Source organism: Amycolatopsis sp. cg5 (assembly GCF_041346955.1).
GTDB lineage: Bacteria > Actinomycetota > Actinomycetes > Mycobacteriales > Pseudonocardiaceae > Amycolatopsis.
In genome coordinates, this window is the sequence record NZ_CP166849.1 from 8,981,557 (window position 1) to 9,008,381 (window position 26,825).

General features: G+C 66.7%; 21 protein-coding genes. 6 read left to right on the forward strand and 15 right to left on the reverse strand.

The window, feature by feature from the left end; translation table 11 throughout:
- Positions 1-87: 87 nt before the first annotated feature.
- The 4 genes from AB5J62_RS40825 to AB5J62_RS40840 form a co-directional block, all read right to left on the reverse strand.
- Positions 88-951, reverse strand: a complete 864-nt coding sequence (locus AB5J62_RS40825) for a nucleotidyltransferase (RefSeq protein WP_370945385.1) — start codon at positions 949-951, stop codon at positions 88-90.
- A 1-nt stretch (position 952) separates the two neighbouring features.
- A complete protein-coding gene (locus AB5J62_RS40830; RefSeq protein WP_370945386.1) occupies positions 953-1,480 on the reverse strand; it encodes an SLATT domain-containing protein in 528 nt (175 codons plus the stop codon).
- 360 nt (positions 1,481-1,840) lie between these two features.
- Complete coding sequence (locus tag AB5J62_RS40835) at positions 1,841-2,866, reverse strand: CBS domain-containing protein (RefSeq protein ID WP_370945388.1); 1,026 nt, start codon at positions 2,864-2,866, stop codon at positions 1,841-1,843.
- 374 nt (positions 2,867-3,240) lie between these two features.
- Positions 3,241-3,987 carry a hypothetical protein gene (locus tag AB5J62_RS40840; RefSeq protein WP_370945389.1) on the reverse strand — a complete coding sequence of 249 codons (747 nt, stop codon included), beginning with the start codon at positions 3,985-3,987 and terminating at the stop codon, positions 3,241-3,243.
- A gap of 186 nt (positions 3,988-4,173) precedes the next feature.
- Here AB5J62_RS40840 and AB5J62_RS40845 point away from each other — a divergent pair, with 186 nt between their 5' ends.
- A complete protein-coding gene (locus AB5J62_RS40845; protein ID WP_370945391.1) occupies positions 4,174-5,682 on the forward strand; it encodes a hypothetical protein in 1,509 nt (502 codons plus the stop codon).
- Positions 5,683-5,733: 51 nt separating this feature from the next.
- Entirely contained in the window at positions 5,734-7,185 is a 1,452-nt protein-coding gene (locus tag AB5J62_RS40850; protein WP_370945392.1) for a hypothetical protein, read from the forward strand.
- Positions 7,186-7,188: 3 nt separating this feature from the next.
- Here the strand turns inward: AB5J62_RS40850 and AB5J62_RS40855 are convergent, their stop codons facing one another.
- Complete coding sequence (locus AB5J62_RS40855) at positions 7,189-8,121, reverse strand: hypothetical protein (protein WP_370945394.1); 933 nt, start codon at positions 8,119-8,121, stop codon at positions 7,189-7,191.
- Positions 8,122-8,263: 142 nt separating this feature from the next.
- On the opposite strand from AB5J62_RS40855, the gene AB5J62_RS40860 reads away from it, so the two are divergent.
- Positions 8,264-9,121 (forward strand): LppA family lipoprotein, encoded by an 858-nt coding sequence (locus AB5J62_RS40860; protein ID WP_370945396.1) that lies wholly within the window; start codon positions 8,264-8,266, stop codon positions 9,119-9,121.
- Between the two features lie 28 nt (positions 9,122-9,149).
- Here the strand turns inward: AB5J62_RS40860 and AB5J62_RS40865 are convergent, their stop codons facing one another.
- The 3 genes from AB5J62_RS40865 to AB5J62_RS40875 all read right to left on the reverse strand — a co-directional run bounded on the left by AB5J62_RS40865 (position 9,150) and on the right by AB5J62_RS40875 (position 14,617).
- Complete coding sequence (locus AB5J62_RS40865; protein ID WP_370945397.1) at positions 9,150-9,854, reverse strand: SWIM zinc finger family protein; 705 nt, start codon at positions 9,852-9,854, stop codon at positions 9,150-9,152.
- A 109-nt stretch (positions 9,855-9,963) separates the two neighbouring features.
- The gene (locus AB5J62_RS40870; RefSeq protein WP_370945399.1) at positions 9,964-12,840 is read right to left on the reverse strand and encodes a DEAD/DEAH box helicase; all 2,877 of its coding nucleotides are present in this window, start codon (positions 12,838-12,840) and stop codon (positions 9,964-9,966) included.
- A 334-nt stretch (positions 12,841-13,174) separates the two neighbouring features.
- Positions 13,175-14,617 carry an ATP-binding protein gene (locus AB5J62_RS40875; protein WP_370945400.1) on the reverse strand — a complete coding sequence of 481 codons (1,443 nt, stop codon included), beginning with the start codon at positions 14,615-14,617 and terminating at the stop codon, positions 13,175-13,177.
- Positions 14,618-15,290: 673 nt separating this feature from the next.
- On the opposite strand from AB5J62_RS40875, the gene AB5J62_RS40880 reads away from it, so the two are divergent.
- Positions 15,291-15,716 carry a hypothetical protein gene (locus AB5J62_RS40880; RefSeq protein ID WP_370945401.1) on the forward strand — a complete coding sequence of 142 codons (426 nt, stop codon included), beginning with the start codon at positions 15,291-15,293 and terminating at the stop codon, positions 15,714-15,716.
- A 365-nt stretch (positions 15,717-16,081) separates the two neighbouring features.
- On the opposite strand, the gene AB5J62_RS40885 is transcribed toward AB5J62_RS40880, so the two are convergent.
- Positions 16,082-16,540 (reverse strand): MarR family winged helix-turn-helix transcriptional regulator, encoded by a 459-nt coding sequence (locus AB5J62_RS40885; RefSeq protein ID WP_370945402.1) that lies wholly within the window; start codon positions 16,538-16,540, stop codon positions 16,082-16,084.
- Between the two features lie 75 nt (positions 16,541-16,615).
- Between AB5J62_RS40885 and AB5J62_RS40890 the strand changes: the two genes are divergently transcribed.
- Positions 16,616-18,610, forward strand: coding sequence for an MMPL family transporter (locus AB5J62_RS40890; protein ID WP_370945403.1), 1,995 nt, complete (start codon positions 16,616-16,618; stop codon positions 18,608-18,610).
- Positions 18,611-18,664: 54 nt separating this feature from the next.
- The gene (locus tag AB5J62_RS40895) at positions 18,665-19,390 is read left to right on the forward strand and encodes a TioE family transcriptional regulator (RefSeq protein ID WP_370945405.1); all 726 of its coding nucleotides are present in this window, start codon (positions 18,665-18,667) and stop codon (positions 19,388-19,390) included.
- On the opposite strand, the gene AB5J62_RS40900 is transcribed toward AB5J62_RS40895, so the two are convergent.
- From AB5J62_RS40900 to AB5J62_RS40925, 6 genes are read right to left on the reverse strand one after another with little or no spacing between them, the layout of a single operon-like run.
- Positions 19,338-19,697 (reverse strand): CU044_2847 family protein, encoded by a 360-nt coding sequence (locus AB5J62_RS40900; protein WP_370945406.1) that lies wholly within the window; start codon positions 19,695-19,697, stop codon positions 19,338-19,340. The genes AB5J62_RS40895 and AB5J62_RS40900 overlap by 53 nt on opposite strands.
- Complete coding sequence (locus AB5J62_RS40905) at positions 19,694-20,971, reverse strand: ABC transporter substrate-binding protein (RefSeq protein ID WP_370945407.1); 1,278 nt, start codon at positions 20,969-20,971, stop codon at positions 19,694-19,696. Before AB5J62_RS40905 ends, AB5J62_RS40900 begins: the two co-directional genes overlap by 4 nt.
- Complete coding sequence (locus tag AB5J62_RS40910; protein ID WP_370945409.1) at positions 20,968-22,050, reverse strand: hypothetical protein; 1,083 nt, start codon at positions 22,048-22,050, stop codon at positions 20,968-20,970. Before AB5J62_RS40910 ends, AB5J62_RS40905 begins: the two co-directional genes overlap by 4 nt.
- Positions 22,047-23,405: a VWA domain-containing protein gene (locus AB5J62_RS40915; RefSeq protein ID WP_370945411.1), complete on the reverse strand. Its 1,359-nt coding sequence runs from the start codon at positions 23,403-23,405 to the stop codon at positions 22,047-22,049. The genes AB5J62_RS40910 and AB5J62_RS40915 overlap by 4 nt, the downstream gene beginning before the upstream one ends.
- A complete protein-coding gene (locus AB5J62_RS40920) occupies positions 23,402-25,399 on the reverse strand; it encodes a tetratricopeptide repeat protein (RefSeq protein WP_370945412.1) in 1,998 nt (665 codons plus the stop codon). Before AB5J62_RS40920 ends, AB5J62_RS40915 begins: the two co-directional genes overlap by 4 nt.
- Complete coding sequence (locus AB5J62_RS40925) at positions 25,396-26,766, reverse strand: serine protease (protein WP_370945413.1); 1,371 nt, start codon at positions 26,764-26,766, stop codon at positions 25,396-25,398. Before AB5J62_RS40925 ends, AB5J62_RS40920 begins: the two co-directional genes overlap by 4 nt.
- Positions 26,767-26,825 lie beyond the last annotated feature (59 nt).

Consider the following 26,825-nt stretch of genomic DNA (forward strand, 5'->3'; position numbering starts at 1 on the left):
ACTGTAGCACCATCTTGAGTTGTTTTCCCTCTGTCTGCGGCCAACGAACCCACGCAACCCGGGAATCCGACACGGCGTCGCCGCCTTTTAACGTGCAGGGAAGTTGCCGCCGAAGAGGAGGTTGAGGTAGTAGAACGCGTCGTCGAAATTGTCGTTTTGGTAGGCGTCAAGGGCTTTGCGTGCCCGAGTGGCAGCAGTAGACAGCTTTGAGAGCGCGTCGGTTTTGCGGTAGTCCGATGAGCAGGGATGAAAACGTCCCGTCCGGCCTTTGGGGTCGTTCATGGCCGCGAGACCGTGACCATGTAGCGATTCCAGCAGCAGGCACACATCCCACACCGCGATGAATGCAGGCTGACTGGCCATGTGCTGCGCGGCCCGCATCTCCAGATAGAACGACGAGATGGGCACGTTGCAGTAGTATTTCCACGCCTTGATCAAACGTGCAAGTTTCTTCGCCGCACCTTGGACACCGTTTTTCCGGTTGCACTCGTTGACATAGTCAAGATGCGCGGTCGGAGCCGATTCGATCCACCCGCTTGCAGGACCCGGGATGTCATACAGCGGCGACGGATCGGAAGACGTCAGGAAACCGGGGATGACTTCCCAGGTCTCGTCGCCCCCAGCGAACTCAACCACTACTGCCGGGCGGCTAATCCGCACAGTCGTCGCGGGGAACGAAGCCGACAACGCGTTCTTCACCCAGTTCAGGGCAGTGTCGGAGGTGCTCGGTTTGGTATTGCCGATGCTGGCTAGGACATCGACATCGCTGTAGTTTCTGACGCCGGTGCCGTGGTGGAACGATCCGGTCTCACGCATCGCCAGCACCGTCAGCGAGTTTTTCAACGACGTCTCAACCCGAGACCGGTGTGCCGCCGCAGCGGCACGTTGGGACGCCAGCGGCGTCAGCCGCTCAAGAAACACATCGAAGCCCTGAGCAACGGTTCTGCCCATGTCATGCTCCCTTCTCGCTGGAGTCCACCCCGTAGGCTTGACCTCCGGCATCGATGTTCTTCTGCGCCCGACGCCACGCCCACCGGTTCGGCGGCTCCGCCGTCTTGTTCTGCTCATCCCGCCGAGCCGTGATCTCCGCGAGAGCAGCACGCATCTCATCAAGGTCGGTGACAGGCAGGTCAAGAAGCCGGGCCTGGCGGGCAGCGGTCTGGATCTCCAGATAGGCATTCGCAGCCGACGAGGCCTGGTTCGTGCGATGGCTCGCGTTGACCGTCGTCAAGACGGCACCGAACGCCGCGGCTGCCAGCGCGAGCAGGCCCGCCCACAGACGCCCCGCCGTAGAGGCCAACGCGGTCGCGCCCGACACGGCCGCCAACACGCTCGCCGGCAACCCGAGCATCAGATTGATTCCGCGCCACTGCTTCGCCTGCTCAAACTGGTTCTGAGCGCTATACATCGCGGACTCTTCCAGCCGACTGAACTCCTCCGCCAGCGCTTGCCGCCGCTCAGACTCCGAGACCTCCACCATCCGACGCCACCCCCAGCAGATCCGCGCCCTTGGGTTACACGCCGCTCGTGAACGGGCCACACACACCCGCTCGATCACACCCAAGGCTTATTACCCACAGTGGTCGACAACCCGTACTCAGGCGTTACGTCAGATGCACTACCGAGACCAAACAGGTCCGCCCCTCAGCCACTCCAGTGTCAGCGTCCCAGCGCCCTCGCCGGCGGCGATCCGCCTCCACCATGCCGGAAACCAGCAGCTCACGACATGCGCCCGTTCGTGCGGAGGCTGTACGAGCCTCACTTCCGCCCAGGCGCGCAATGGGCTACGCCATGTCTTTCCGGCGTGCCTCACAAGACCAGATGAGAAACCAGCGGCCTGTCATACGACCGGTTCTAGCTTCCGGAGCCAGCGGACGAGGTCCTTCAGGTCGGTGAGCTGCGTGGGGTCCAAGGGATCGGGGCTGAAATGCATGACCTCGTTACGCACGTCACGCACCTTGTGTAGGAGTTCGATGAAGATCGTGCGGGTGACTGCCCACCCAATTTTTTCCCAATTTGCGGGTACTTCAAGAAGCCGCGCACATTCTCCCAAGGTCAAATCGGCTGCGGACTTTACCTCGCGGTCAGGGTCGTTTTCATCCTTGATGGACGCGAGCTCCACGCCATCGAATTTGTCATCGATCTTCCGACGCAGGCGCTGCTCGATCTCTCCGAGGATGAAGTAGGGGGTTGCCAGATCGGCGAACTGTTGACTCAGATCTGTCGTCGTGACGATTCCCTGAATGGTTCTGTCCTTGGCCCGCACGAAGACGAAGCCCTTCTCCATGATCAGCTGCACTCGGCCGAGCAGGTTGTCGTCTACGGGCACGACTTCGGCGGAGCGCATCGCGTCTCGCACCGTCGCCTCCGAACTACGGAGCAATGCGTCAACGATGGATTCCCATGTCACGGCTCCGAGCAGTTCTCGCCTGCCGGACATGACCGGCAGTTGGGAGAAGTCGTGACGCATCATGAGTGTCCGAGCCTTCTCTAGGCTGTCGTCGCGGGACACACTAACGACGCCGGCGTTCGCCGAGCGAGCTTGGCCGACCCGCATCTCTACGTCAGGCAGAGCGCGATCTGTCTCTTCGACGATCTCGGTCTCGGCGTCGAGATCAGGGGAGCGAGTATGTCCGGTCTGGGGGATGAGAGTGATCGTCGAGTCGATCCAGGCGCTAGTGAAGTCGGGGTCGATCGTCAGCTCATGGTCTTCGAGATCACGTCGTATGCGCTCAACCACCCATATCCCGCGGCGTTTGGCACCCCAGTACGAAAGGAGCTCTCTGACCGTCAGTGAAATTGGGGAACTGTGTGCCTGTTTGGCCGCCTGTTCGAGGAATTTCGCCAGGTTCGTATCGTCACCCATACCGTGCCGTTCCGCTCATCGCCTTGTCCGTCGCAGTACCTCATCGTGCTGACCGTCAAAGTGTTACGGACCTTGTCCCGACCAACCGACGATGAGGAAGACGTGTTCCGACTCCATACTCTGTCGCTCGTGTCCGCTCGCCGTTTACCGATGGTTCGGACCACCGCTGATTTTCTGGATCCGCCGCAGCCGCAGACCGTGATCTTGTACACCGGGGTTCTTCCAAGGGGCGAGAATGCCAGGCCGTTCGGCCGGTCAGCTGGCGGGCGCCTTTGACGTTACGACGCTGGCGACTATGACCGTTGACGAACGTGTGCTAGGGCAACCGTTTCGACTGCTCGTGCACAGCACGGAGGTGACCAGACACGCCGATGTCAGCCGCATGGTGCGGGCTGACATGTCTGGCACGGACGTCGGTCTGGGTTCGCTCGTAACCACTCATCGGCTTGGGATGTGTTGAGCCGGAGTAGCTCGCGGCCTGGTGAGGTCGTTCGGTAGCTGGTGAAGTGGCGGCAGTCGCGTCGGTGCAGGACTGTCGCGGCGGAGCGAACCGAGAACTCGTGTTCCTGCTCTGTGCAGGGCCGGATCGTCTCCACCTGCTGTCGTAGCGCGGTTGCGCGGTCGGTGAGTCGTTGGCGTTCCCGGTCGAGTGCGGATATTCGTTTCTCCAGGCGGGCGAGTTCCCGTTCGAGTGCGTCGGTATCGGTTGTGGGTGGCTGTTCGGGTGCGGCGAGGCCGAGTGGCGTGGCCGCGATGATGATCGAGGGGTGGAGCCCGCAGGTCGGGCAGACGCATTCGCCGGCGAACGCGTCGTAGATTGTGGTGTGCTCGCGGTGGGCGGTGCGTTCGATCGTGTGGCCGCAGTAGAGTCGCAGTCGCCAGCGCATCAGGTTGCTGCGCGGCTGTCGCTCGATCCGGTGCAAAGTGGCCGCCAGCCGGTTAATCTGGTCGTTTGTTAGTGGCGGGAATGTGGCCACCGTCGTACGGGCATGCTCGGCTAGAGCCACGTGGTCGGCCTGGCGTCGGTGGTCGGCGCAGGTCAGTTCGTGTGCGGCCAGTGGGTCGCCGAGGTGTCGATATTTGGACAGATCGAACGGTGGCCGGGGTTGCTGCCGGGTCATCGGCATACCCTGCACCACCACGCCCTGCGGTGCCCGGCGAAGTAACACCGCCCTGGGAGAATTAGGTATCCACGGCGTACGACAACACCGGGACACATGCGCCAGCCGTAAGTCGCGACGTCGATGGTGTGCCACCGCTGAGTGTCACAGACGATGGCGCGGTGGATGTCGTGTCACGCTGTCGGCATGGAATCTCCGGTTCTCGCCGCTTTGGTCCGTGCGCCGGAGCTGTCGCGTCCTCAGGTGCAGGGTGTGATCGGCACGGTTGCGACGCTGGCACCCAGTCACATCGTGGATGTGGCGGAGCGGAGTGATCTCGACGATGAGCTGCGGGGCGAGATCATCCGCCGCGCTCCGCGCTACCTGGCCCTGGACGTTCTAAATCGATGGCCCGCGAGTCCCGCGCTGCTTGAGGTTGCCGCGCAGGCCCATGGTGCGTTCGCGGGACTGGTTCTGTACTGCGAAGAACAGGGCTGGCGCGATCGCGCCACCGAGCTGGCTTCCCGGGTGGGCGTCGATGACGTCGATCTTCTCGCGGTGAAGTGGACCCGGACCTTCGGTTCGCTGCCTTCGGCGATCCGGGTCGCACTGATCCATGCTGCGCTGACCGAGACGACTGCGCGGCCTCGGCTGACCGAGATGTCGGAGTGGGAGCGGCAGCAGGCGAGGGAGCAGCGTGCCCAGGAGGCACGCAGGCGCGCGGGGACGGCGTGGCAGCTTCTCGAGCCGGCGCCGGAACTGTGGAAGCAACTCGCTCGCGATGGCAACGATGCCCCACATATTCGGCGGATCCTTCTCGACCATGCCGAACAGCTGACCGACGACGTTCTGACCGCGTGTCTGCCCAAGGTGACCTGTGACGACCTGCGCGACGGCGATGACTTGTTCGCAGGGGTACGGCTGTCCCACGCCGCAGACCGGGTGCGCCGCTGGCCACGCCTGCGCGACATAGCTGACACGCAGCTGCGCCGAGTCGTGCAGGAAGCCCTCGAAGACGGCTGGGCGCCGGATGGCCGCTTCACGCATTGGCCGGAGCTCACCGCGCTGGCGGAGATGAGCGACGACCCGGCCTTGCTCTCTGGCGCGGTCGCGGCGACGCGTCACGCCACCAAGCCGGACTATCTGTCGCGACAGCGTCAGGACGGACCGTCGTGGGAGGCGGAACGGGCCCGCACAGTAGCAGCATTGACGGCCAACCCCGCGACACCGCGCGCCGACCTGGTCGCGCTGCTTGCTGCCTTGGATGAGCCAGCGCTGCTGTCTGTCGAGCAGCACGGCGAGGGTGACCTGCGCGCCGCGGCACGAACCCAGCTGGACGAACGTCGTCGAGCGGCCGATGCCGGCCGTCCCGCGCTCATCCACGTACCCTCCGACGGTGAGCTCGCCGAGTCCGACGACCCGGCAGCTGAACTCCGCGGACACCTCAAGCATCTACGGGCTCGAGCCGAACAACGCGACACCACCTGCGAAGCCCTTCTCCGATCGCGCTTCACCACCCCTGACATCCTGCGTGCCCTGCCTGCTCACCGCGTCCTGGACAGCGCGCAGCAGGCCGACCTAACGGCCACCATGATCATCGAGGCGTGCGGCGACGACACAGCCCGATGGCAGGCTGTTGCCGGTCACCTCGACTCGCCGCCTCGCAAGACGGTCACCTTCCAGGCATGGCTGAACACGGTCGGCGGCGCCCAATAGCACTGTGACTCGCGACGACCGTGCGCGAATCCTTCAAAGGGGGGAACGTAGATGACCAGTCGGAAGGCGCCGCTCACAGCGGCTCAGCGGGAAGTCCTCGACTGGGTGCGCGGCGGGTGCCCTGCGGGAATCTACGAGGATTGGTCGCACCGCCTGGTCGCTCGCGCGCTGCACAACCGCGGCCTGCTCGTAGTGAAAGGCCATGGTCCGTCGTGGGTTGCCTCGATCACGAAAGAAGGCATCCACTACCTCGAGAACAACTCATACTCGTCCCGCGACGACCACCGCCGGTCCTCGTCTGGCAACGAAAAAACCCAGCAGACTCCCAAGACACCGACACCGCGGACACAGCAGCGGCCTAAGGCTGTCGCGGCTCGACCAGCTGCCACGCCTCCGGTGAAGCCGGTCGCGCAGAAGCGAGGGCCTGTCGACCACTTCATGGACCAGCTCCATGACGCAGTCGATCATCGTGTCCTGGTGTCGACCGACCAGGTGCCCAAGCAACGCCAGCTCGCGGCGTCGGCAAGGCGGTTCGGGCGGATCCCGCAGGGCCAGCGGCTGTCGTTCGAATACGTCCAGCGCGACGGCAGACATTGGATGGCGATCACGCTGGAGTCGCCGCCCGAGTGGCAGACCAAGCTACTGGCCCGAGCCTTGTCCACGACACTGCCGGACCCGACCGATGTCGTGCAGGCGAGCATGGAACTGGAAGAATTCCCCGTCCAGGGAACGCCCCGCGACCGAGCGTTCCGCCTGCTCGACGCCCTGGTCCGAGGTGGCCGCGAACTTGGGATGACCGTGTCGCTCCAGACCGAACGACACACACGCGGATACGGCGGCAGGCGCGACCATCACAACGAGATCCGGTTCGCTCTCGACCGCGATGAGATCTGGCTCCGATTCACCCAGGCCACCCTCCGGCGTCCCCACGAACCCACAGAACGCGAACTCACACGAGCACGCCAGGGCTACATGTTCCCCGACTTCGACCAGATCCCGGATGAACACCTCGTGATCGTCGTGGCCGGCGGCGAGCGGTTCTGGACCGACAACTGGAAAGACACCGACGACCATCGCCTCGAAGACGACCTCGTGGAGATTCTCGAGGAAATCCGGCTCCGACTCGGACACCTGGCAGTGCAGCGCGCGGCAACCGCGGAACGGCAACGCCAAGAGGACCTGGCGAGAGCCGAACGTGCGAAACGTCAGGCCGAGGCACAGCAACGCGCCGCGATCGCGCAACGGGAGAATCTGATCGATGAGGAGGCACGGCGTCAAGCGAGAAACTGGTCCGAAGCAGGCCAACTGCGCGCGTATGCGGCGGAGGTACGCCGACAGGCATCATCGCTGACTGCGGAGCAGCACACGGATGCGCTGTCCTGGGCAGACCGGATCATGAAGGTCGCTGACGCGATAGACCCGTTCCCCGACCGCGCGGTCCATCCGCGCCCTCACCAAGGCACCCCGACCGCGAGTGAGTTGCAGGCCTTCAGAAGCCAGTGACCGTCACCAGTGACGGTATCCCCAGCGTCGAGGCGCGCGCTCATACCGGACGGGAATCTCCGACGGCTTCAGCGGACGGTCGACAACGGGACGGTAGTTGGCCGCCGTGATCCGCTCCTCCTCATGCACCTGCTCCATCACCTCGGCGAAATGACCGTGATCGTGCTCCTTCATCTGGTCGATAAGCCGGGTGATGAGCACATCCAGGCGCTGCACCTCCGCCTCAGCCGCAGCCAGGCGCTCCTGCATGGTGACCGCGCGATGCCCGCACCAACCACGCAGCAACTCATGCTGGGGTCGGTAGTGCTCGAGGTACGACCGGTATTCCCAGTCCGGATTCGTTGACCACTCCCGTCCGCCGCTGCTCGTATGGGACACACCGCGTTTGGTCTTCTCCCGGCACTCTCGTTCTTCCCTGATCACGCCGTCCAAGATCGGCATCGGGTTCACCCGGCAGGCGTACTCGGCGATCATGAGCGTGCCCGCCGGGGACACCACTGCGCCGTCGCCGGTCGCGAACGAAGCGACCTGGCCCAGGAGCTCACTGACCGGGATCCCGATGAGCGGCTCGAGCGCTACCGGGTCGTGGATCGTCGTGACCCAACGCACCAGGGCCGACCACTCCCAGCTCGCGACCTCGCCCGGGATCAACTCCGAAAACACAGTCTCCACGGCTGACTCCTCGAGATCAGTCAGCTCGAACGCGGCGAGCCGTTCCCAGTTCGCCATCAGCTCGTCGTACTCACGTACCCCGGACCACGCTCCGCGGAGCCGCTTCCCGGGAACTTTCTCTCGCTTCCCTGCGCTCTCGCCATCCAGGAACTCGACCTCGTACTTCGCGGTCTTCTTTTGCATCTCGATGGCGACGACACGAACACGTTGCGAGGTATCGAAATCCCGGATGCGATAGATCTGCTCGTCACCGACCTGGACCATCCGCATTCCTCCCCCGACGGGACACCGGCAGCCTCACCACGTTAGCCGGTCAAGCGACACGCGCCGGGCCCTGTCCTGGGCAAGGGGCTTTGAGTAGTTTCCCGCTTGGCGCGGACTGTGGATGATCTTTAGTGTCGTTCGGGTGGACACTCAGCATGACAACGGCGCGGGCGAGCTGCCGCGGACTGGCCGCCGGACGTTGCGGCTGGGCTGCGGATTGACCGCCTTGCTGTGCGTCGGTGCCGCGGCCACAATGATCATGACGCTCGCGGTGGCGGTCATTCCGAACCCGTGCGCGAACTTCGCAGCGATCTGCGGCAAACAAGACCTGGTCGCATACATGCCGATATTCGCGACCATCGTCGGCGTGGCGACCGGCGGGATCGGTGGCTGGCTCGCACTCCGCCGCCAACGGAGGTCAGGACCGTGGATTCTTGGTGCGTGGCTGCTGATGTTCGCCGGATGCGGCTATTCCTGTTCCGTCCTCAGCGCCGGACCGGATACCGCAGCACGGGAAGCGAAGACAACCGCGGATCGCGAACAGCGGATCGCCGCGATGCGAGCACGACCGGACTTCGAAACCATCGAAGCCCGCTACCGCCAGATGCAACCGCAACTCGCCGCCGCCGCGGCGAACGTTGTGCCAGGACTGCGCTGGCCAAGCGACGCTCTGCTCGACGAGCGCGTCAGTCTCTGCGACTGGGACAGTCCACACGGCCGTGGTTTCCACGGCACCGGCGCAGCCTCCACCACTAGCTACACGGCCATTACCGAAGCACAGTGGATCGCCCTCGAAACAGCCGTCCGCGATGTCGCCGGACAATACGGCTTCACCGGCCCGCCAGGCCACCAGCGGACAGGCCAGAACGACCCACAACCACCCGGCTTCGAGTGGACATCACCAGAAGGAGCCCGCCTCGAGGGATACTTGGCCCGGTTCGACCACGAGATCGACCTCTCCTTCAGCACACCCTGCTACCTGCCGAAAGCCCAGCACTAAACACAGCAAGGCCTGATCATCGAAGTGTTCAGTGTGGGGGCTCTTTGCCGAGTGCGGCGTAGGCGGGCCGCAGCAGCTCGATGAGCGGTTGCCCGCGGACGGCGAGGTCCATCTGGGGTAGTTGGTCGAGCAGGGAGGTGCTGGAGGTGAGCGCCGGGCCCGTCGTGGGGATTTCGGCCTGGAGTACGAAGTACGAGTCGAGGCAGTCCGTGAGCGGCGGGCCGGTTTGCTCGGCGCGGTCCGCAGCCGGTGGGCCGTCGGAGCGGGCGGCTTGCAGGTTGGCCAGCAGATCCTCGCGTTCGCGGCCTCGCCAGGCGAGAATGGTGAAGGGATCGTCGTCGAATGCTTCTGCCAGCAGGTAGAACGCCGCGGCGAGGTGCTTGCAGGGTACTTCCCAGTCCGGGCAGGAGCAGTCCATCGACAACTGGTCCGCGGCGGCGGGGAACAAGGACAGTCCTTGGCCCTCGAACACGTCCTCGATGTCGTCGGGCATTTCGCCGGCTAGGAGTTTCGCCGCGTACCAGGCGTTGTCCGCCAGTGCGTGTTCCAGTTTGGCCCATTCTTGCTTGCCGTGCGCGGTAATGCCGATGCGCACCCGGTAGGGCTTTGGACGGCTGCCTTGGACGAGTGCGGTGACGGAGCCTGCGTCCACGTCGAGCGAGATCACCTGGCCTTTGCGGGCGTAGTTGCGTCCTCGCTGCAGCCGATTGCCCATGCCGATGTCTTCCAGCACTTCGACAAACCGTTCGGACCACCATGTCTCGCCGATCGCACCTCGTGTGCTGCGAGCCTTGAGACCGCCTTCGACCGCTCGTGGGCGGGGAGGCGACGGAAACCAGCCGCTACTCACCGACGGCTCCTTCCGACAAGGCGAACAGGCTGCGCAGGTCGCGGGTGGACAGCTCGGTGAGCCAGCCTTCGCCGTCGTTGATGACCAGGTCGGCCAGTGCCTTCTTCTCCTCGATCATTTCGTCGATCTTTTCTTCGAGGGTTCCGGTGCAGATGAACTTGCGTACCTGCACGTTGCGTTTCTGGCCGATTCGGAACGCACGGTCGGTGGCCTGGTTTTCCACTGCGGGGTTCCACCAGCGGTCGAGGTGGATCACGTGATTGGCCGCGGTGAGATTCAGGCCGGTACCGCCTGCCTTCAGCGACAGCAGGAAGATCGGCGGGCCGTCGGCGGACTGGAATCGGGTGACCAGTTCATCCCGGCGTTTCTTGGGCGTGCCACCGTGGAGGTAGGCGACATCCGTGCCGAATCGTGCGGCAAGGTGCGGTAGCAGCATTTCAGCGAATTCGGTGAACTGGGTGAAGCACAGCACCTTGTCGCCCTCGGCGACGATTTCGTCGAGGATCTCTTCGAGCCGGATCACCTTCCCGGAGCGTTTTCCGATCGCGGACCGATCATGCAGCAGCTGAGCCGGGTGGTTGCAGACCTGTTTGAGCTTGGCCATCGCGGCGAGCACATTGCCCCTGCGCTCGATTCCCTCGGTGTTCTCGATCTTCTCCATCATGTCGTCCACGACCGACTGGTACAGCGACGCCTGCTCGGTGGTGAGCTGGCAGTATTGCTTGATCTCGATCTTGTCGGGAAGGTCGTCGATAATCGTGGGATCGGTTTTGAGCCTGCGGAGAACGTACGGCCTGGTGATGGTCCGCAGTCGTTCGGCGGGCTCAGTCTGGCCGTGCCGTTCCACCGGGATCGCGTACCGGGTGCGGAAAAGTTCCGACGAGCCGAGCATGCCGGGGTTGAGAAAGTCCATAATGGACCACAACTCGGCCAGCCGGTTCTCCACCGGGGTCCCGGTCAGCGCGATCCGGTGACCGGAGTTCAGTCGCCGAGCGGCCTTGGCGGAGTGGGACAGGCTGTTCTTGATCGCCTGGGCCTCGTCGAGCACCACTCGCTGCCACTCGTAGTCGGCGAGTTCGTCGATGTCACGGGTAGCCGTGGCGTAGGTGGTGACGATCAGATCGGTGTCGGCGAGCTGCTCGCTCAGTTCGTCGCCGCGCAGACGTTCACGTCCGTGGTGGGCGTATACCCGAAGTCCGGGTGCGAACTTCGCCGCCTCCCGCTGCCAGTTGCCGACCAGCGACATCGGGCACAGCAATAGCGTGGGGCCCTCGTCCGGATCCTTGGCCCGGAGCACGGCTTCCAATGCGAGCAGCTGAACGGTCTTGCCCAGTCCCATGTCGTCGGCGAGGCAGGCACCCAAGCCGAGCGAGGACAGGAACGCCAACCAGGAAAGCCCCCGCTGCTGGTAGGGCCGCAGTTCGGCGGTGAAACCTTCCGGGGGTGGCACGGCTTGCAGCGACTGGGACGCGGTGCCGTCGAGGAGTGCACCGAGCCACCCGTCGGCCCGGACACCGGTCAGCGGCAGCGGGGTGTCCAGATCGTCGGGATGGCTGGCGGCCATGGCGAGGATCTCGGCGGCGGTCTTTCTCCCGGTCGGCTTGCGTTTCAGGAACGCGAGGCCGCGCTTGAGCTGGTCCGGGTCGACCGCCACCCACTGGCCACGCAGCCTGATGAGCGGAGCCTTGGTTTGCGCGAGCGCGGCGATCTCGTCCTCGGTGAGTGTGTCGTCGCCGACGGAGAGCTGCCAGCGGAAGTTCACGAGCTGATTCCGGCCGAACTTGCTCTTCTTGGACACCACGCCATCGACCGGGGTGTGTGCTGACAGGGTGAGACCGAGCTTGCTGCGCTGGTCCCACCACGACGGCAGCAGCACGCCGAACCCGGCTTCGTCGAGGGCGGGGGCCGCGACGGACAGGAAGTGGTATGCGCCGTCGGCGTCCAGTTCGAGGTCGGATGGGCGTGCCTGGCGCAAGCCGGGCGCCAGTTCGGGGTAGATCCGGCTGGCTCGACCGAGCTCGGTGAGCAGCAGTTCCTGCGGGCGCGCCAGCCACCGCTGGAGAGTGCCGTCATCAATCCAGGTCTGTTCGGCAGGTACGAGAAGGCTCGGATCGTCCATGGACTGCAGCAGAAACTCCAGCCGCCACGCGGAGTCGCCGTCCCCAACGATCTCGGTGAGCCGGAACATGGCTCGTGCCGGGCCCGTCTGGCCGGCGCCGACGTCTTCCCACAGCTGCAGCGTTCGGGTGAGCGCGTCGAGTTCCGCGATGTCCGCGTCGAACCGGCCGTCCGGTGTCGTCAGCGCGCCCAACCACGCCTCGACCACGGGGAGTTGCCTGGGACGGCGACCTCGTCGGGCAGGCGTGAGATCCAGCTTGACGGGCAGCGTCTCGCGCACGACCGCGTCGGTGAACGCGTGCAGGGCGGCGGTGACCAATTCATGCGGGCTGACATCGGCGGCCGCGGCGCGACACACCGGAGGCATCGCGGTGACCAGCTTGTGCAGAGCCACGACGTCGTGCCCCTGCAGCACCGGTCGCCAGCGAGCAGTAGGCCCTGATTGGTCACGAGTGACCATGGGCAGCACCCGCCCGCGGGCGACGAGCTCGCCGGCGAAAGCGGCGACCTCGGCCAGGTAACGCAGCGAAGCACCCGCGCGGGCCTCTTCGTAATGGTCGTCCAGTGCCGCCAACGCGGCAACGGCATCGAGCGTGACGACCGGAACCGTCCACTGCAGCAGTGTGGCTTCCAGCCGGGCACGCGGTCGCGGGATGATCCTGATCAGTTCGGGCGAGTCGAGTGGAGCTTTACGGAGCGACGGCAGCAGCAGCGTCGCCTCATCCGCTTTCCCAGGGTGGATCGTGGCCACGGTGCTCGCGGGCGCTGCGAAGGGATGCGGCCGGGCTGACCGGAAAGCCTGACTCGGGCTCGTGACCGTGCTTTCGGAATCCTCAGCCCACAAACTCAAACCGTTGCCAGGGGACCAGAACCCATGCAGGACAAGCATTTCGGAGGTCCTCCAGCGAGAAGGGTCGTCTTCACGCCCACGATAACGGAGACCGTCGGCGGACAGTTACCCGCCGCGCCAGCAAGCGGCGGATCGCGCGTGCACCGCTCTTGGCCCGTTGCCAACCTTGCGTGGCGCCGCGTCGGCCCACGTTCCCTGCCGGGGCCTCGTTGAGCACGGAACTCGGATCGTGTTCTCAGCGCCGCCATGCCGAGATGATCTCTTCGGGGCCGAAGGACGCGGCCAGTGGCAGCCCTTTCTCGACACCGTTGCGGGAGACTGCGATCAGCGGGGTGGTGTAGTCCCGTCCAGGTATCGACATGGATCCGGCAAGCAGACTTTCCAAGTCGCGTTGTCCGAGAGGCTCGGTCTCCAGCCACTTGATGGAGCCGGTGAAGGCGATGCGAGTCGCCGCTGGTCGCTCACGGTCGGCACCGACCAGGTCAATCTCCGGATTGTTCTGGCGGTTCCACCAGCCACCGACGACGTCCGCACCGGGCAGCCGATCGTCGGGCAAGAGCCGTTCGAGGCTCGCACGGATGACAGGCTCGACAGCACGGCCGCGCCAGGATGGCCAGGACCGCTCGATCCGCGTGGCGACCAAGTCACCACGGCCACGTTCGACCTCGGCAACACCGCGCTGCAGGAACGCGAGCCAGAACCGCAAGTACGGATCCTCGATCCGGTAGCGCTTGTTCTTGGTGTCCGGGCGGATGGCCAGTGGAGTGTCGGCGGCGACGATGCGCTTGGCCGTCAGGGTATTCAGAATGGGAGCGAGCGTGCCCGAAGGGATCGGGTTGCCGACGCCTATCCGGTTGGCGATCGTGCCGAAGGTGCGTTCGCCGGTACCGATCGCCTCCAGGGCCGAGCGGCTGTGTGACGGCTCGGGAACCTCGCCGAGTAAGGACAGTTCTCCTGCCATCAGCAGTGGGGAAAGCGGGTCGGCAAGCTGGTCACGCAGAAACGCGATGCGGCTGGTATCCGGGTTCCAGCGTTGGACGATCTCCGGAAAGCCGCCGGTGATCAGGAACGCGTCAATCGCCTCGGCTGGGTCGAGCGCGGTCATCTGTTGCACGTCGGCTGGATCAAGGGGGCGCACAAGCATGCGGGCAGCACGACCATGAAACGGGCGGCCGTACTCCTGGAGGGACTCCATCATCGACAGGTCGCTGCCGACCAGCAACAGCAGCACAGGCTTGGCCGACAGGTATCGATCCCAAACGGTTTGAAGGGCACCTTCGAACTCCTGGTCCTGCTCAACCAGCCACGGCACCTCGTCCAGCACGATGATGCTGGGTGCGTGCTCGGGTACCGCGATCGCCAGTGCGCGCAGGGCTTGGTTCCAGTCGGTTCCAACAGCCCCGGCGACCAGATCCGCGCCGGGCAAGGCGGACTGGGCGAGCGCGGCGGTAAAGTCGGCGCGCTCGGCGGCCGGATTGCGACCACGGGACGCCTGGAAGATCAGGTACGGCAAACCGGAGCGGTCGCAGAACTCCTGGACAAGCCTGGACTTGCCAACCCGCCGACGGCCGGTGACGATCACGGCCTGGCCGTGAGTGGTCGCAGCTGCATCCCTGACCAGGCCCAACTGCCTGTCCAGCAGCGCGAGATCATTCGTGCGCCCTCGGAAACCGACCATAGCCCCCGACCTCATCTAAGCATAATCGAATCTTACTTAGATTGAATCATACTTTGACCCAGGCACTAGTGGTCAACCGGCCTCGTCGCTGAGCGCCTCGTCGGCGGATAGCGCGTACGGGTGATGCAGCAGGCCCCATACCGTCCTGGGCCGGCACGTCCTGGAGAGCGAACCAGTCGTTGTCGAACCGCGAGGCTGAGCAGCTTTGCCACCGGCTAGCTCGCCCTGAGTGGCAACGCCAATCTCGTGCGTCACGTCGAGCCCAGACCGGTGCACCACGACCGACCAGAAGGTCACGCCCCACACTGCTCACCCTGTGCTCCTGTGCCAAATCATTGCCCGACACTGCGCGGCACTCGACGGTACTCGAAAACGAACGCCTCTCGTTTCTAGCTGCACAATCGGCGTTAGGCAACCCTATGCAACACTCGCCGACACCGCTGACCAGGAAACTTTTAATCCGTAGGTTGTGGGTTCGAGTCCCACACGACCCACTCACTCTTCGGCGGACCGTGTCCGCGGAGCGCGCTCGGTCGAGTGCGAGGCCGCGTGACTGTCCACTTGGGCCATATCTGGGCGGGATCTGGGCGGGGGCTTGCTCATGCTGGGCCGATAAACGCCACCGGCGGTCGGGGATGACGCCGTGAGCGTGCCTGTCGACCTAAGGAAGATCATGAAGGCGAAACGAATCATCGGCGCGACTGCCGGATTGCTGATGGCCGGTGTCGCGATGGCGGCGCCCGCGCAGGCTGGTGAACATCCTGGTGGCGGTGGCACGGGGTGTGCGGTTGTCTCGACGGCTTACCAAAAGACGGCGTCGGTCGTGAACGTCAGAGTTCAGGGCTATGGGTGCGGCATGGGCGTTACGACCTGGCTGACCCTCGAGGTGCAGCGGGACGGGAAGACGCTGACGCGCAAGATCTACAAGTGCCTGGTCAGCAGCCAGGTGCACAGCACCGACGCTTGCATGCGTGCCGGGTTCACGGTCAGTGTCACCGACCCCGCCGGCAGCCAGCGGTTCGTCTGGATCTCGGAAGCTTTGAACCCGAATGTCCCCAGGCCCTCGATGGACTGGGACCGGGGAGACGAGTACTTCTGATCGCGTGGTGGTTATTGAGGGCAAAGGTGGCGCGGCGGTAGCCGACTTCCGCCGCGCAACTGGGTCGCCGGAGGACTCCGCAGCCTGACCTTTTGTCCACTTTAGGATTCTTTGACCATATTCTTGGGCTGGCTGGGTCGCTTCGGATGACGTGAACGCCTCGTTCGCAACGTTGTGCGTTGCGAACGAGGCGTTCACGTCATCAGTCGGTGTGTACTGGTGGGTTGTGCGGGGTTTGAGCCGTCTGATGGCCCAAACGCCACATCGCCGAAGCGTCGACAACGCCATGTTTGACTTTCCACCCGTTAACAAGGGCGGCCCTTGTCACGTCTGACGTGACAAGGGCCGCCCTTGTCACTACGCGCTCACGGGTCCGTGAGGCCGGCGCGCACGGACACGGTCGCGGTGATGCTGGCCTCTAGGAAACGGCTGATGACCGCCTTGTCCGCGGGGCTGAACTGCTCCCATGCCGCGGTGAACGCTCCGTCGAGTGGGCTGAAGAACGCGCGGCCGAGCTCGAGTGCCTTGTCGTGGACGTGCAGTTCGACCTTGCGGCGGTCGTGGGCGCTGCGGGCGCGGCGCACGTGGCCGGATGCTTCGAGGCGGTCGAGCACGGACGTGGTCGCGGACGCGCTCATGTGCATCGCCTCGGCGAGCCTGCCCGGCGAGAGCGGCTCGCCGGTCCAGCGTGCGTCCATGATCAGGGCGAGCGCGTTGAGGTCCGTGCGGTGCATCTGCTGCTTCTCGCCGAAGATCTCGGCGAAACGGTCGGTTTCGACCGTCAGCTGCCGGAGCAGCCTGACCAGGGTCGAGTTGTCGACCATGCGCCCTCCCGGTTAGAGTTTCGACCGTCGAACCATTCGACCATCGAAACATATGCCTGTGGAGGTCATTCTCCCGTGGAGACGACCCGCTCGCGCATCCGCTGGGTGTTGCCGGCCATCGTGGCCGTCGGCTGGCTCGCACTCGGCGGGTTTTCCGGGCCGTTCGCCGGGAAACTGAGCCAGGTCGCGGTCAACGACAGCACCGCGTTCCTGCCGGCGTCCGCCGAGGCCACGCAGGTGGCCGAGCGGTTGCGGACGTTCGGCGGCACCAAGGGCCTGCCCGCTGTTGTGGTCGTCGAACGGACCTCCGGGCTCACCCAAGGCGATCGGGATTGGCTCGGCAGCAGGGACCTGGCGGGCGCGTCGCCAGTCATCCCGTCACCGCGGGACGGCCAGGCCGCGCAACGCGTCGTCGCCGTGACGGATCCGAGCAAGGCCGTCGAGGAGATCCGGGAACGGCTGGCTTCGCCGCCTGCCGGGCTGACTGTGCTGGTCACCGGGCCCGCCGCGCAGATCGCGGACCTGAAAGAGGCGTTCGGCGGGATCGACGGGCTGCTGTTGCTGGTCGCGGGCGCGGTCGTGACGTTGATCCTGATCCTGGTCTACCGAAGTCCGCTGTTGCCACTCCTGGTGCTGTTGTCCAGCGTGTTCGCGCTCGGACTCGCGAGCCTCGCCGTCTACTTGCTGGCCGACTCGGGCGTGATCGATCTCAACGGCCAGAGCCAGGGCATCCTCTTCATTCTCGTCTTCGGCGCGGCGACCGACTACGCGTTGCTGCTCGTCTCCCGGTTCCGTGAGGAACTCCGCGACACCGAGGATCGCCATCAGGCCATGCGCGCGGCTTGGCGCGCGACCATCGAGCCGATCGCCGCGTCCGCGGGCACGGTGATTCTCGGGGTGTTGTGTCTGCTGTTCAGCGATCTCAACTCCAACAAGGGCCTCGGACCGGTGGCGGCGATCGGGATCGGCGCCGCGTTCCTGACCTCGGTGACCTTCCTGCCCGCGGTGCTGGTGTTGCTGGGCCGCTCGTCGTTCTGGCCGCTGCGCCCGAAATTCGGGTCGCCGCACCCCGCCGCGAGCGGGCTGTGGGCGCGGGTCGCCAGGCTGGTCGCGAACCGGCCGAGGGCGACTTGGGTGCTGACCACGCTGGTGCTGCTGATCGGCGTCGCGTTCGTGCCGCAGCTCAAGGCCTCCGGCACGGCACAGTCCGACATCTTCCTCACCGACGTCGACTCCGTCGCCGGGCAGGAAGTCCTCTCCCGCCACTTCCCCGGCGGCAGCGGATCACCGGCGATCGTGCTGGTCGACGCCGCGCGGGCGCAGGCGGTCACCGCCTCGGCCAAGGTCGACGGCGTCGCCGAGGTCCGCCAGGCTGGCGAGTCCGGCGGACTGGTCAGGCTCGACGCGGTGCTCACGGATCCGGCCGACTCCGCCGCCGCGCTCGCCACCGTGCAACGGCTGCGCGACGCCGTGCACGGAGCGGGCGCCGAGGTCGGCGGGCCGACCGCGACGCTGCTCGACACCAGGGACACCTCCGAGCGTGACCGGCTGCTGATCATCCCGATCGTGCTGCTGGTGATCTTCTTGGTGCTGGCGTTGCTGTTGCGCGCGCTACTGGTGCCGCTGCTGCTGATCGGCACCGTGGTGTTGTCGTTCGCGGCCACCATGGGTGTGTCCGCGCTGGTGTTCAACGGGCTGTTCGACTTCCCCGGCGCCGATCCGGTCGTGCCGTTGTTCGGCTTCGTTTTCCTTGTGGCGCTGGGGATCGACTACAACATCTTCCTCATGACACGGGTACGCGAGGAGGCGAAGACGCTGGGCACGCGCGAAGGTGTGCTGCGCGGGCTGACCGTGACCGGCGGTGTCATCACGTCGGCCGGGGTGGTGCTCGCGGCGACGTTCTCGGCGCTGGCGGTGCTGCCCATTCTCTTCCTCGCGCAGCTCGCGTTCATCGTCGCGTTCGGCGTGCTGCTGGACACGCTGATCGTGCGTTCGCTGCTGGTGCCCGCGCTGAGCATGGACATCGGCCGTCGCATATGGTGGCCGTCGCGACTCAGTCGAGAGTCGTGAGCGTTGCGGGCGGTTCTAACCGCCCGCAACGCTCACGACCCCAAGGAGGGGAAAGTGACCGGTGGCCGCCTGCGTCCGGTCGACCTAGCCCGCGAGCATCGACTGTCCACTCAGGCCATCCGGAACTACGAGGACGCGGGCATCCTCCCACCGGCCGACCGCACCGAAAGCGGCTATCGGATTTACGGCGAGCGGCACGCTCAAGCCCTTCGCGCGTTCCTCGCGCTGATTCCCGGCCATGGGCACGCGACCGCCACGGCGATCATGCGTGCCGCGCACCACGACGTCGAGACCGCGTTCGGGTTGATCGACGAAAGTCATGTGCAGCTTCAGCAAGACAGGCGCACACTGTCCGCAGTGGACAAAGCGCTGCGGGACCTCGTGCCCGACGAGCCACGAGGCGGTCCGACGTTCATCGGGCCGCTCGCGCGCAGGCTCGGTGTCCGGCCGGCGACGCTGCGCAAGTGGGAAGTGGCCGGGCTGGTGCGGCCGCGGCGGGATCGGCAGGGGTACCGGCACTACGACGCCGCCGATGTGCGCGACGCCCAGCTGGTGCATCAGTTGCGGCGCGGCGGTTACCGGCTGGGCCAGATCGCGCCCGTGCTCGAGCAGGTGCGGGAAGCGGGTGGGGTCGCGCCGCTGGAAGCCACTCTCGCGGATTGGCGAGAGCGGCTCACCGCGCGGGGGCGGGCGATGCTCGCGGGTGCCGCCCAGCTCGACAAGTACCTCAGCGAGCAGGCGTCTCCTCTTCGGGGGAAGGGTCCTCGCTTTCGGTCCTGATCCACTTGAGCTTGACCTCGAATTGGCCCTGCAACCCGGTTTTCGCGATCACCGCGCCCGCCTGGGCGTCCATCTTCACGCCGAACTTGATCTCCACCTCGTCCGGGCGTTCCGCCATCGACCGGAACTGCCCGAGCGCGGCCGACGCGGCGTCGCGGACGCCGGCGAGCGCGCGTTCGAAGGACTCGCCCGCCTCGCGGACGACCGTGCCGACCCGGCCTGCCCGGTCCATGCCGTCCAGTGGTTCGTCGATCTCGATCTGGACGATTCCGCCGTCGTCGAGTGGGAAGTCCGCGAGTCTGGTCATCCGGTCGTTCTCCTTCCGCAGGGGACCTCGAGCCGGTTCGACTCGGTGCCCTTCCTGATCAGCTCCAGGTCACGCAGCACGGGGTCGAGCTGCTCGGGGTCGGCGAGATACGTGAGCACCGCGCGGAAGAACGCGCTGCTCATCTGCGCGGGCATCAGGTCGGACGCGTCGAAGCACAGCGTGGACGCCGAGGTCAGCGTCTTCGCGATCCGCTTGCTGACCGGGTCCGCGTAGACGTCGACCTTCTTGTTGGCGGAGAAGGCATTGCCGAACGACGGCCAGATCCGCTGGGCCTTTTCGCTTGCCAGGTAAGACAGCAGGCGCCTGGCCCCGTCGCTGGACCGGAACATCGCCGCGAGGTCGGCGGACACCTCCGACGCGTCCGCGCCGGGGAACGCGAAGTAGTCGAAGTCCTGTCCGGGGACGAGCGGCTTCCCGGCCTTGGTGATGCTCCGGTAGCCCACCAGCGCGAAGGAAGCCAGGTGCTCCAGCGAGCACTCGGGCCGGTCGGCGAACATCGGACGGCGGGCGTCGTCGAAGTCCGTGAGCAGCGCCGCGGCCGGGCCGCCGTCGATCGCGCCGGGCTTGGTGACGAGCGCGCCCCAGGTGGTCCACGCCTGCCTGACCGCCGGCGAAGTCCACTCCAGCGTGCCCGAGGCCCAGCGGCCGTACACCTCCGGTCCCGCTTGGTGCAGGAGGATGTCTTCGATCCAGTCCGTGCCCGGCCAGCCGGACGCGGGTGGCGCGCCCATCCCGACGCACCACGGCGCGTGGCCGGTCGCCTGGATCTCGTCGGCGAGCCGCCGCAGCTCGTCCCAGCTCTCCGGTGCGCGGGAGACAGCCGGTTCGTGCCAGATGATGCTCTTCAGATCCGTTTTGACCGGAACCACGTAGAGATTGCCGGTGCCCGCGCGCTGCAGCTGGAGCCACTGCTCGCTGTAGGACTCCTCCGGATGCGGGCCGAGCACGCCGTCGATCGGCTGGACGTCACCGGTGCGCACGTAGGTCGCGAGCTCGCCGGGACTGGGCAGCACGGCCACGTCCGGCGGCTGTCCTTTTTGGACGTCCGAACGCAACACCTGGCTCAGCGCCCTGGTTCCGGTGTAGGTCACCTCGATCCCGGTCTCCTCGGTGAACCCGCGCAGCACGGCCTTGAACGCTTTCTCCTCGTCACCGGTCCACGAAGCGAGCACGGAGAGGGCCGGCTTCGCGACCGCGGTGCAGGCGCCGGTCAGCAGCAGTACCGTGAGCAACAGAAAGCCGAGTCGTCTCATGCCGGCCGGTACCAGTACTCGTCGAGCCTGCGCCCGAGACCGATGATGATCAGCAAGGCCATGGCGGGCAGGCAGGCGAGGCCGAGGTAGCCGAGTGGCTCGTCGAGCTCGGCGGCCGCCAGGTGGTCGTTGACCAGTTTCGTGCCAGCGGGTCCGCGTTCGGCCGCGGTCGGTGCCGGGCCCGCCGAAGTGGGCAGCGCGGCGGCGCGCACCGTCGGGCCGCACTTGAGACCGCAGCGTTCGCGGAAGATCGCGCCGAGTGAGACCCGGCCGCTGGCCGCGATGCGGGCGGTCTGCGTCTGCCACTGCGTGGTCACCGTGTCGAGTTCGGCGACGGCGGCGTCGACCTGCCGTTGCGCGCCGAACGTCTGCGACATGCCCACGCAGGCGAGTACCAGCAGCAAAGTCGCTGCCAGCAGGGAGAAATTGATCCGCCGCCGGAACCGGCGAGCCAGGTACCACTGCGTGCACAGGATGAGCACGAACAGCATCGCGGCCGGGACGAGCCACCAGAGCGGCGACAGGCCGTCCAGCCAGCCGGTCGAATCCTGCTGGGCGAGCGCCGCTCGCTGCACCGCGACGAGCGTGTCGAGCTGGGCGAGTATCCCGGAGCCCGGGGAATGCATCAGCCGCGAGCCCTCCCACAGGTCGGTGGCGCCCAACGAACTCCGGAACGCGACCGCGGCGCGCGCGATCGACCCGCTGTACACGCTCACCAGGCCTTCCACCAGCTGCAGAGTCCGGCTGCCCTGCGCGCCCGCGACGTTGTGCTCGGCCACCTGGGCGAGGCTCTGCCCGGCCAGCGCGAGCTGACTTTGATACAGCTCGCCAGGCCCGATCAGCTCCGCCCCGCCGGTCTGGAAACTGGTCATCGCCGCGGTGTCGGCCTGTACCAGCGCCGAGCGGGCGGCGAGCACCTCCAGCACCGCGGGCGCGCTCTTCGACCTGACCTCGGCGACCGCCGACTTCGTGCCGAGGAACGCGGCGAGCGAACCGGCGAACGTGATCACCGCCAGCACCAGCAGCCCGGCGCCGAGCAGGATGAGCGTGCGCCGGGTCGTCGAGACGGGCTGGGTCATCGGAACTCCCGATGCCCGCATTTGACGCAGATCTTCGAGCCTGGCGGCGAGATCCACGCGCACTCGGCGCAGACCAGATCCGGCCCGCCTGCCTCCGGAAGCCGAGGCCGGTGGCCGGACCCGGTCACGGACGCACCCTGGATGAGCGAGTAGATGTCACGCTGCCGGATATCCTGCTTGATCCGCATCCGGCCGGTGTCGTCAGGCCCGACGATCGGCCGCAACCGCGACAGCAGGTCCGCGTTGCCGTGCTTGGTCGCCAGCCGGATCGCGACGCCCCAGTACGCGATCGCCTTGTCCTGGTCGCCCAGCTCGAGCGCCGCAAGGCCGTTCAGCGCGGCCGCGGTCATCTCGTCGTATTCACGGACCCGCACCTCGTCGTCCGATCGTCTCCCGGACAACGCCCGGTCGGCGGTGAAGTGGCCGAGTACCCGCGTCGGATGTCCGATGTCCACGAGCCCGACCTCGCCGAAATCGACCTCTTGGCCCAGCACGCGCTCGCCGGGCCCGATTTCCAGGCAGAGGTGGTACTCGCGGGTCTCGGCACCCCACGGTCCGGTCGCCAGCTCGACGATGTTCGGCCCGGTCTCGACGACGAGGTCGGTGAAATCCTCCTGTAGCGGCCATTTCTGCTTGAGGAACTTCAGCCGGGTGCCCGGCGCGGTGGTGATCCGCAGCCGCAGCTCGGGCAGCACCTTGCCCATGACCATCCCGGTGAGCTGCCGGAAGTCCTCGGCAAGAGCACCTTCCTCGACCACCGCGTCCGCCCGCCCACGCAGCGCACGCGTGATCAGGCTCAGCTCGTACGGATCCCAGTCGTCGCCGATTCCCCTTGCGTCACAAGCGAAATCGCACTCCTTCAGTGTCGCTTCCAGCAACGTCCGGCGCTCACTCTGGTTGCGGCCGTCGGTGAGCAGGATCGCATGCCGCACCCGGCCCGGATACGGCTCCATCAGCTTCCCGGCGAGCCGCAGCCAGGTGCTCATCGCGGTGCCACCGCTGGCGATCAGCCCGCTTGCCGCCTTCTTGGCCGCCGCCCTGGTCTCCGGATTCACCGGCAGCAAGCCGGGTGTGTCCGGATAGACCATGGTCGCGGCCTCGGTGCCCTGGACGATCGCGAACAGCACGTCGTCACGCAGTGTGTCGATCACCGCCATGGCCGCTTCCCTGGCCGCCTCGATCTTGCCAGGCGGCCAGTCCATCGAACTGGAGCAGTCGACGAGCAGCACCTCGGCGGCTTCGGCGGCCGACCCGCCGGTCGACGTCACGGCGAGCACCGCGTCCATCGTCGTGTCCGAAAGGGACAGATACTTGTTCTGGCTCAGTTTCAGGCTGAACCCGAGTGGTTCCGTCACTGGAGACTCCTCGGCCGGTTCTCGTTCGCCAGGTCGACCAGGATGCCGTGCTCACGCAGATCACGGGCGCGGCCTGCGAGCTTGCGGAAGGACTTCTCCAGCTGACGCCTGATCCCCGGCTCGTCGAAGCCGGGCACGTGACCGTTCGCTCGGACCCGGCGGAGTACCGCCTCGCGCACGATCGTGGTCAGCCGGTCGCGGAACTCCCCGGTCTCGTCACCACCGTCGAGATAGAGCACCGGCAGGCGTGCCACCGCCTCGGCCACCGCCAGGTCGTCCTCCCTGGCGGCGAGGATGCGGACACCCGCGATGTGCGCCGCGTCGTGGTGCCGCGACACCGCGGGCACCTTGTCGAGTATGTCGATCGCCGCGCGGTACTCCCCGTCCCGTAGCGCGAGCCTGGCCAGCCCGAACGCCGCGCTCGCCTGCGCCGGATCACGGCGCCAGACCGCTCGGTAGTACCACTCGGCCTCCTTCGCGAACCGCGGCAGGTGCTCGTCGCAAAAGCCCAGCGCGAGCTTGGGCGCGCTCTCGCCCGGCAATATCGAGTAGACCCTGTCGAACGCCCGCCACGCGTCCGACGGCCTGCCCCTGAGCAAGGCCAAGAGCCCGTGGTGCCATTGGATCCGCCAGTCGTGGTACACCGCCAAGCCCAGCAGCGCTTCGGCCCGGCCCAGCGCCTCGGCCGCCGCGTCCGCGCTGTCCGGCAGCTCGACCCACGCGCGCACCCGGCGCAGTTCGATCTCCACCGACGGCGCCGGGAAGGTGTCCAATTTGGACAGTAGTCGTTTCGGGTCGCCCGCGGTGACGGTGCCGAGGAAGGTCGCGGCCGGGTCGGCGGGATCGAATCGGGGAATGGGCAGTCTCGCCGCGCCCTGAGCCGGTGCCGGCAGCCCGGGGTCGAGACCCGGTCGTGCGGCCGAAGTCCACTTGTCGAGCCCTGGCACGGCACCGAGCCCGGCGTCCATCAGCTCGGCGGTGTCCTCGAACCACACCGACGGCGACGGCCGCGGTATGCCGTCCAGCAGCGAGCGGATCTCCCGTTCCACACCGCCGAGCTGCTCGGCCATCGCGGCGGCGTCCGGGAACCGCTGCTCGTACGCGGTCACCGCGCGGGCGAGCAGCCGGGTCAGCGAATCCTGCTCGTGCTCGACCGCGCCCAAGAGCGCGATCAACGTCCTGCCGACGGTGTGGATGTCGGAGCGCACGGTCAGGCCGCGCTTGTCGATCTCGTCGGGGCCGACCTGGAAACCGGGTGTGCCGATCGGATCGCTGTCGCGGTCGCCGATCTCGCGGGTGGCGCCGAGGTCGATGACCTTGACCTGGGTGCCGGAGTGCATCACGTTGTCCGGCTTCAGGTCGCAGTAGAGCAGGCCGTTGGCGTGCAGGTGATCGAGTGCGGCGAGTATCTGTTTCCCATAGGAGCAAACATGTTCCGCCCGTAGCTCCGCCGGATGCTCGATGATCTCGGCCAAGGTCAGTCCGCCGACATAGTCCATCACGATGTATTCGGCGCCGCGCGCGTCGGTGACGAAGTTCCCGATGCGCACGATGTTCGGGTGATCGAGCCGGATGAGCGCGTCGCGCTCGACCCTGGCCAGCCTCGGCAGCCGGGGGTCGTTGGGGTTGATCACGCCCTTCAGCGCCACGTACCGATCGTCGAGATGACTGTCCTTGGCCAGGTAGACCCAGCCGAGCCCGCCGCGAGCGAGCCAGCCGACGACGTCGTACCGGTCGGCCACCCGGTCGCCCGCGCACAGTTTCGGCACGAACGAGAACGGGAACTCGCAGACCCCGCAGAAGCCTTCCATGAGCCCCGGCTGGCCCGCGTAGCCACGGCCGACCGGCCTGCGGCACGCCGGATTGCCGCAGTGGCGGTGTTTCTCGGGGTAGTCGGGGTCGGACAGCAGCCTGCCACCCGGATCGGCGACGGTCACCGACGGCAGCTGCGCGGGCTCAGCGCCTCTCGTCGTGCCGGTCGGCTCCGCGGTCATCCGGCTCCCTCCGGCAGGTCGTCGATCCGGCGCCGGACGGCTTCGACGTAGGCCGCCACCAGGATTTCCGCCTGTGGCACGGCGCAGGGCCGGTGACTGATCGCTTCGGCGGCGGGGCGATGCAGCACGGACAGTTCGAGGTCCTCGCACAGCCCGAAGTCAGTGGCGCGGGCGTTGTACGCGCGCAGCAGGCCTTTGGTTTCGCGATATCGCGCGAGCATCGCGTCGATCTCGGTGCGCACCGGCCCGACCCGGCCTGCCGCCCGCCCGGTCTTGCGCTCGATCGCGCCGAGTTTGCCTCGGGCATCGCCGGTGTCGAGGCCCCGGCCATCGAGTGCCCGTGCCCTCAGCAGCAGACTCGGTGCCGCGCAAGGAGCTTCCGGCAGCGGGCTCACCACGTGCGACGCTTCCAGCCACCGGGCCCGCAACGCGGCCTCGGCGGTTTGCAGCTCTTCGATCCGGCCGGTCAGCTTGGCCAGCCGAGCGGTGTTCTCCTCGCGCAGCCATTCCTGTGCCATCCGCAGGCCGGGCGAGTCGTCGCTGAGGAACTCGACGGCGACCTGATTGTCGCCCTGCATCAGGCCTTTCATCGACTGGAGCAGTTCCTCCGGGCGCTCCGCCTCGTCGAGACCGGCCAGCGTCACCGCCACCGGACGCGGATCCCGGCTGATCCGGCCTTCGATCCGCTCATGGACCTCACCGACCGAGAGGCCCCTGACGTCGATCCAGACCTCGGACGCGCCCGGTCCGAGATCGTCGGTGCCGAACACGCACACCCGCGCGGCCGCCGGCAGGTCCTTGCCGATCCACCGCTTGAGGCCGGGCAGGTGGTACTCCAGCGTGGTCACGGGGATCATGCAGGCCAGGCGTTCGCGCTCGTCGCGATGTGCCATGACGACGATGCCGACGACGGCCTCGCTGCGCTCGTCGAGCACCGCCGCGCCACTGAAACCGCGCCGCACGAGCTGCCCGCCCGCGAGCGCGTCGAGCTGCACCCATTCACCGGCGGGCCCGACCGGCCCGGCGAGTCGCGCGTACGCCCAGACACCGTCGGGATGTTTCGCGGGCACGCCATGCGCGCGTACGACCCGGTGCCCCGCGCGCGGCGGCAGCCGGTGCAGCCTGGCGCCCGGTATCTCGGGGGCGTCGAGCTTGAGCAACGCGATGTCGGCACGGCCGTCCGCGCCGGCGGGCGCCCAGCACTCGGGGATCACTCGCGCGGTCACCGTCGGCGAACCGGCCAGCGCGAGGAAGGTGATCGGGATTCCTTGTGCGGGCGGGGTTTTCACGCCATCAGGGCAGCCGAGAGCCGCCGTGACGACGTGCGCGCAAGTGAGCACTTCACCGTCGCCAAGGAGCAGACCCATGCCAACGGACTCGCCATCCGGGCCACGGACGGAAACCCGCCACGGCTCGGGCACACCGT

Coding starts and splice junctions, on each gene's coding strand:
- AB5J62_RS40825 (WP_370945385.1), bottom strand. CDS start 951: ATGGGCAGAACCGTTGCTCAGGGCTTCGATGTGTTTCTTGAGCGGCTG.
- AB5J62_RS40830 (WP_370945386.1), bottom strand. CDS start 1,480: ATGGTGGAGGTCTCGGAGTCTGAGCGGCGGCAAGCGCTGGCGGAGGAG.
- AB5J62_RS40835 (WP_370945388.1), bottom strand. CDS start 2,866: ATGGGTGACGATACGAACCTGGCGAAATTCCTCGAACAGGCGGCCAAA.
- AB5J62_RS40840 (WP_370945389.1), bottom strand. CDS start 3,987: ATGACCCGGCAGCAACCCCGGCCACCGTTCGATCTGTCCAAATATCGA.
- AB5J62_RS40845 (WP_370945391.1), top strand. CDS start 4,174: ATGGAATCTCCGGTTCTCGCCGCTTTGGTCCGTGCGCCGGAGCTGTCG.
- AB5J62_RS40850 (WP_370945392.1), top strand. CDS start 5,734: ATGACCAGTCGGAAGGCGCCGCTCACAGCGGCTCAGCGGGAAGTCCTC.
- AB5J62_RS40855 (WP_370945394.1), bottom strand. CDS start 8,121: ATGGTCCAGGTCGGTGACGAGCAGATCTATCGCATCCGGGATTTCGAT.
- AB5J62_RS40875 (WP_370945400.1), bottom strand. CDS start 14,617: ATGGTCGGTTTCCGAGGGCGCACGAATGATCTCGCGCTGCTGGACAGG.
- AB5J62_RS40880 (WP_370945401.1), top strand. CDS start 15,291: ATGAAGGCGAAACGAATCATCGGCGCGACTGCCGGATTGCTGATGGCC.
- AB5J62_RS40885 (WP_370945402.1), bottom strand. CDS start 16,540: ATGGTCGACAACTCGACCCTGGTCAGGCTGCTCCGGCAGCTGACGGTC.
- AB5J62_RS40900 (WP_370945406.1), bottom strand. CDS start 19,697: ATGACCAGACTCGCGGACTTCCCACTCGACGACGGCGGAATCGTCCAG.
- AB5J62_RS40905 (WP_370945407.1), bottom strand. CDS start 20,971: ATGAGACGACTCGGCTTTCTGTTGCTCACGGTACTGCTGCTGACCGGC.
- AB5J62_RS40910 (WP_370945409.1), bottom strand. CDS start 22,050: ATGACCCAGCCCGTCTCGACGACCCGGCGCACGCTCATCCTGCTCGGC.
- AB5J62_RS40920 (WP_370945412.1), bottom strand. CDS start 25,399: ATGACCGCGGAGCCGACCGGCACGACGAGAGGCGCTGAGCCCGCGCAG.
- AB5J62_RS40925 (WP_370945413.1), bottom strand. CDS start 26,766: ATGGGTCTGCTCCTTGGCGACGGTGAAGTGCTCACTTGCGCGCACGTC.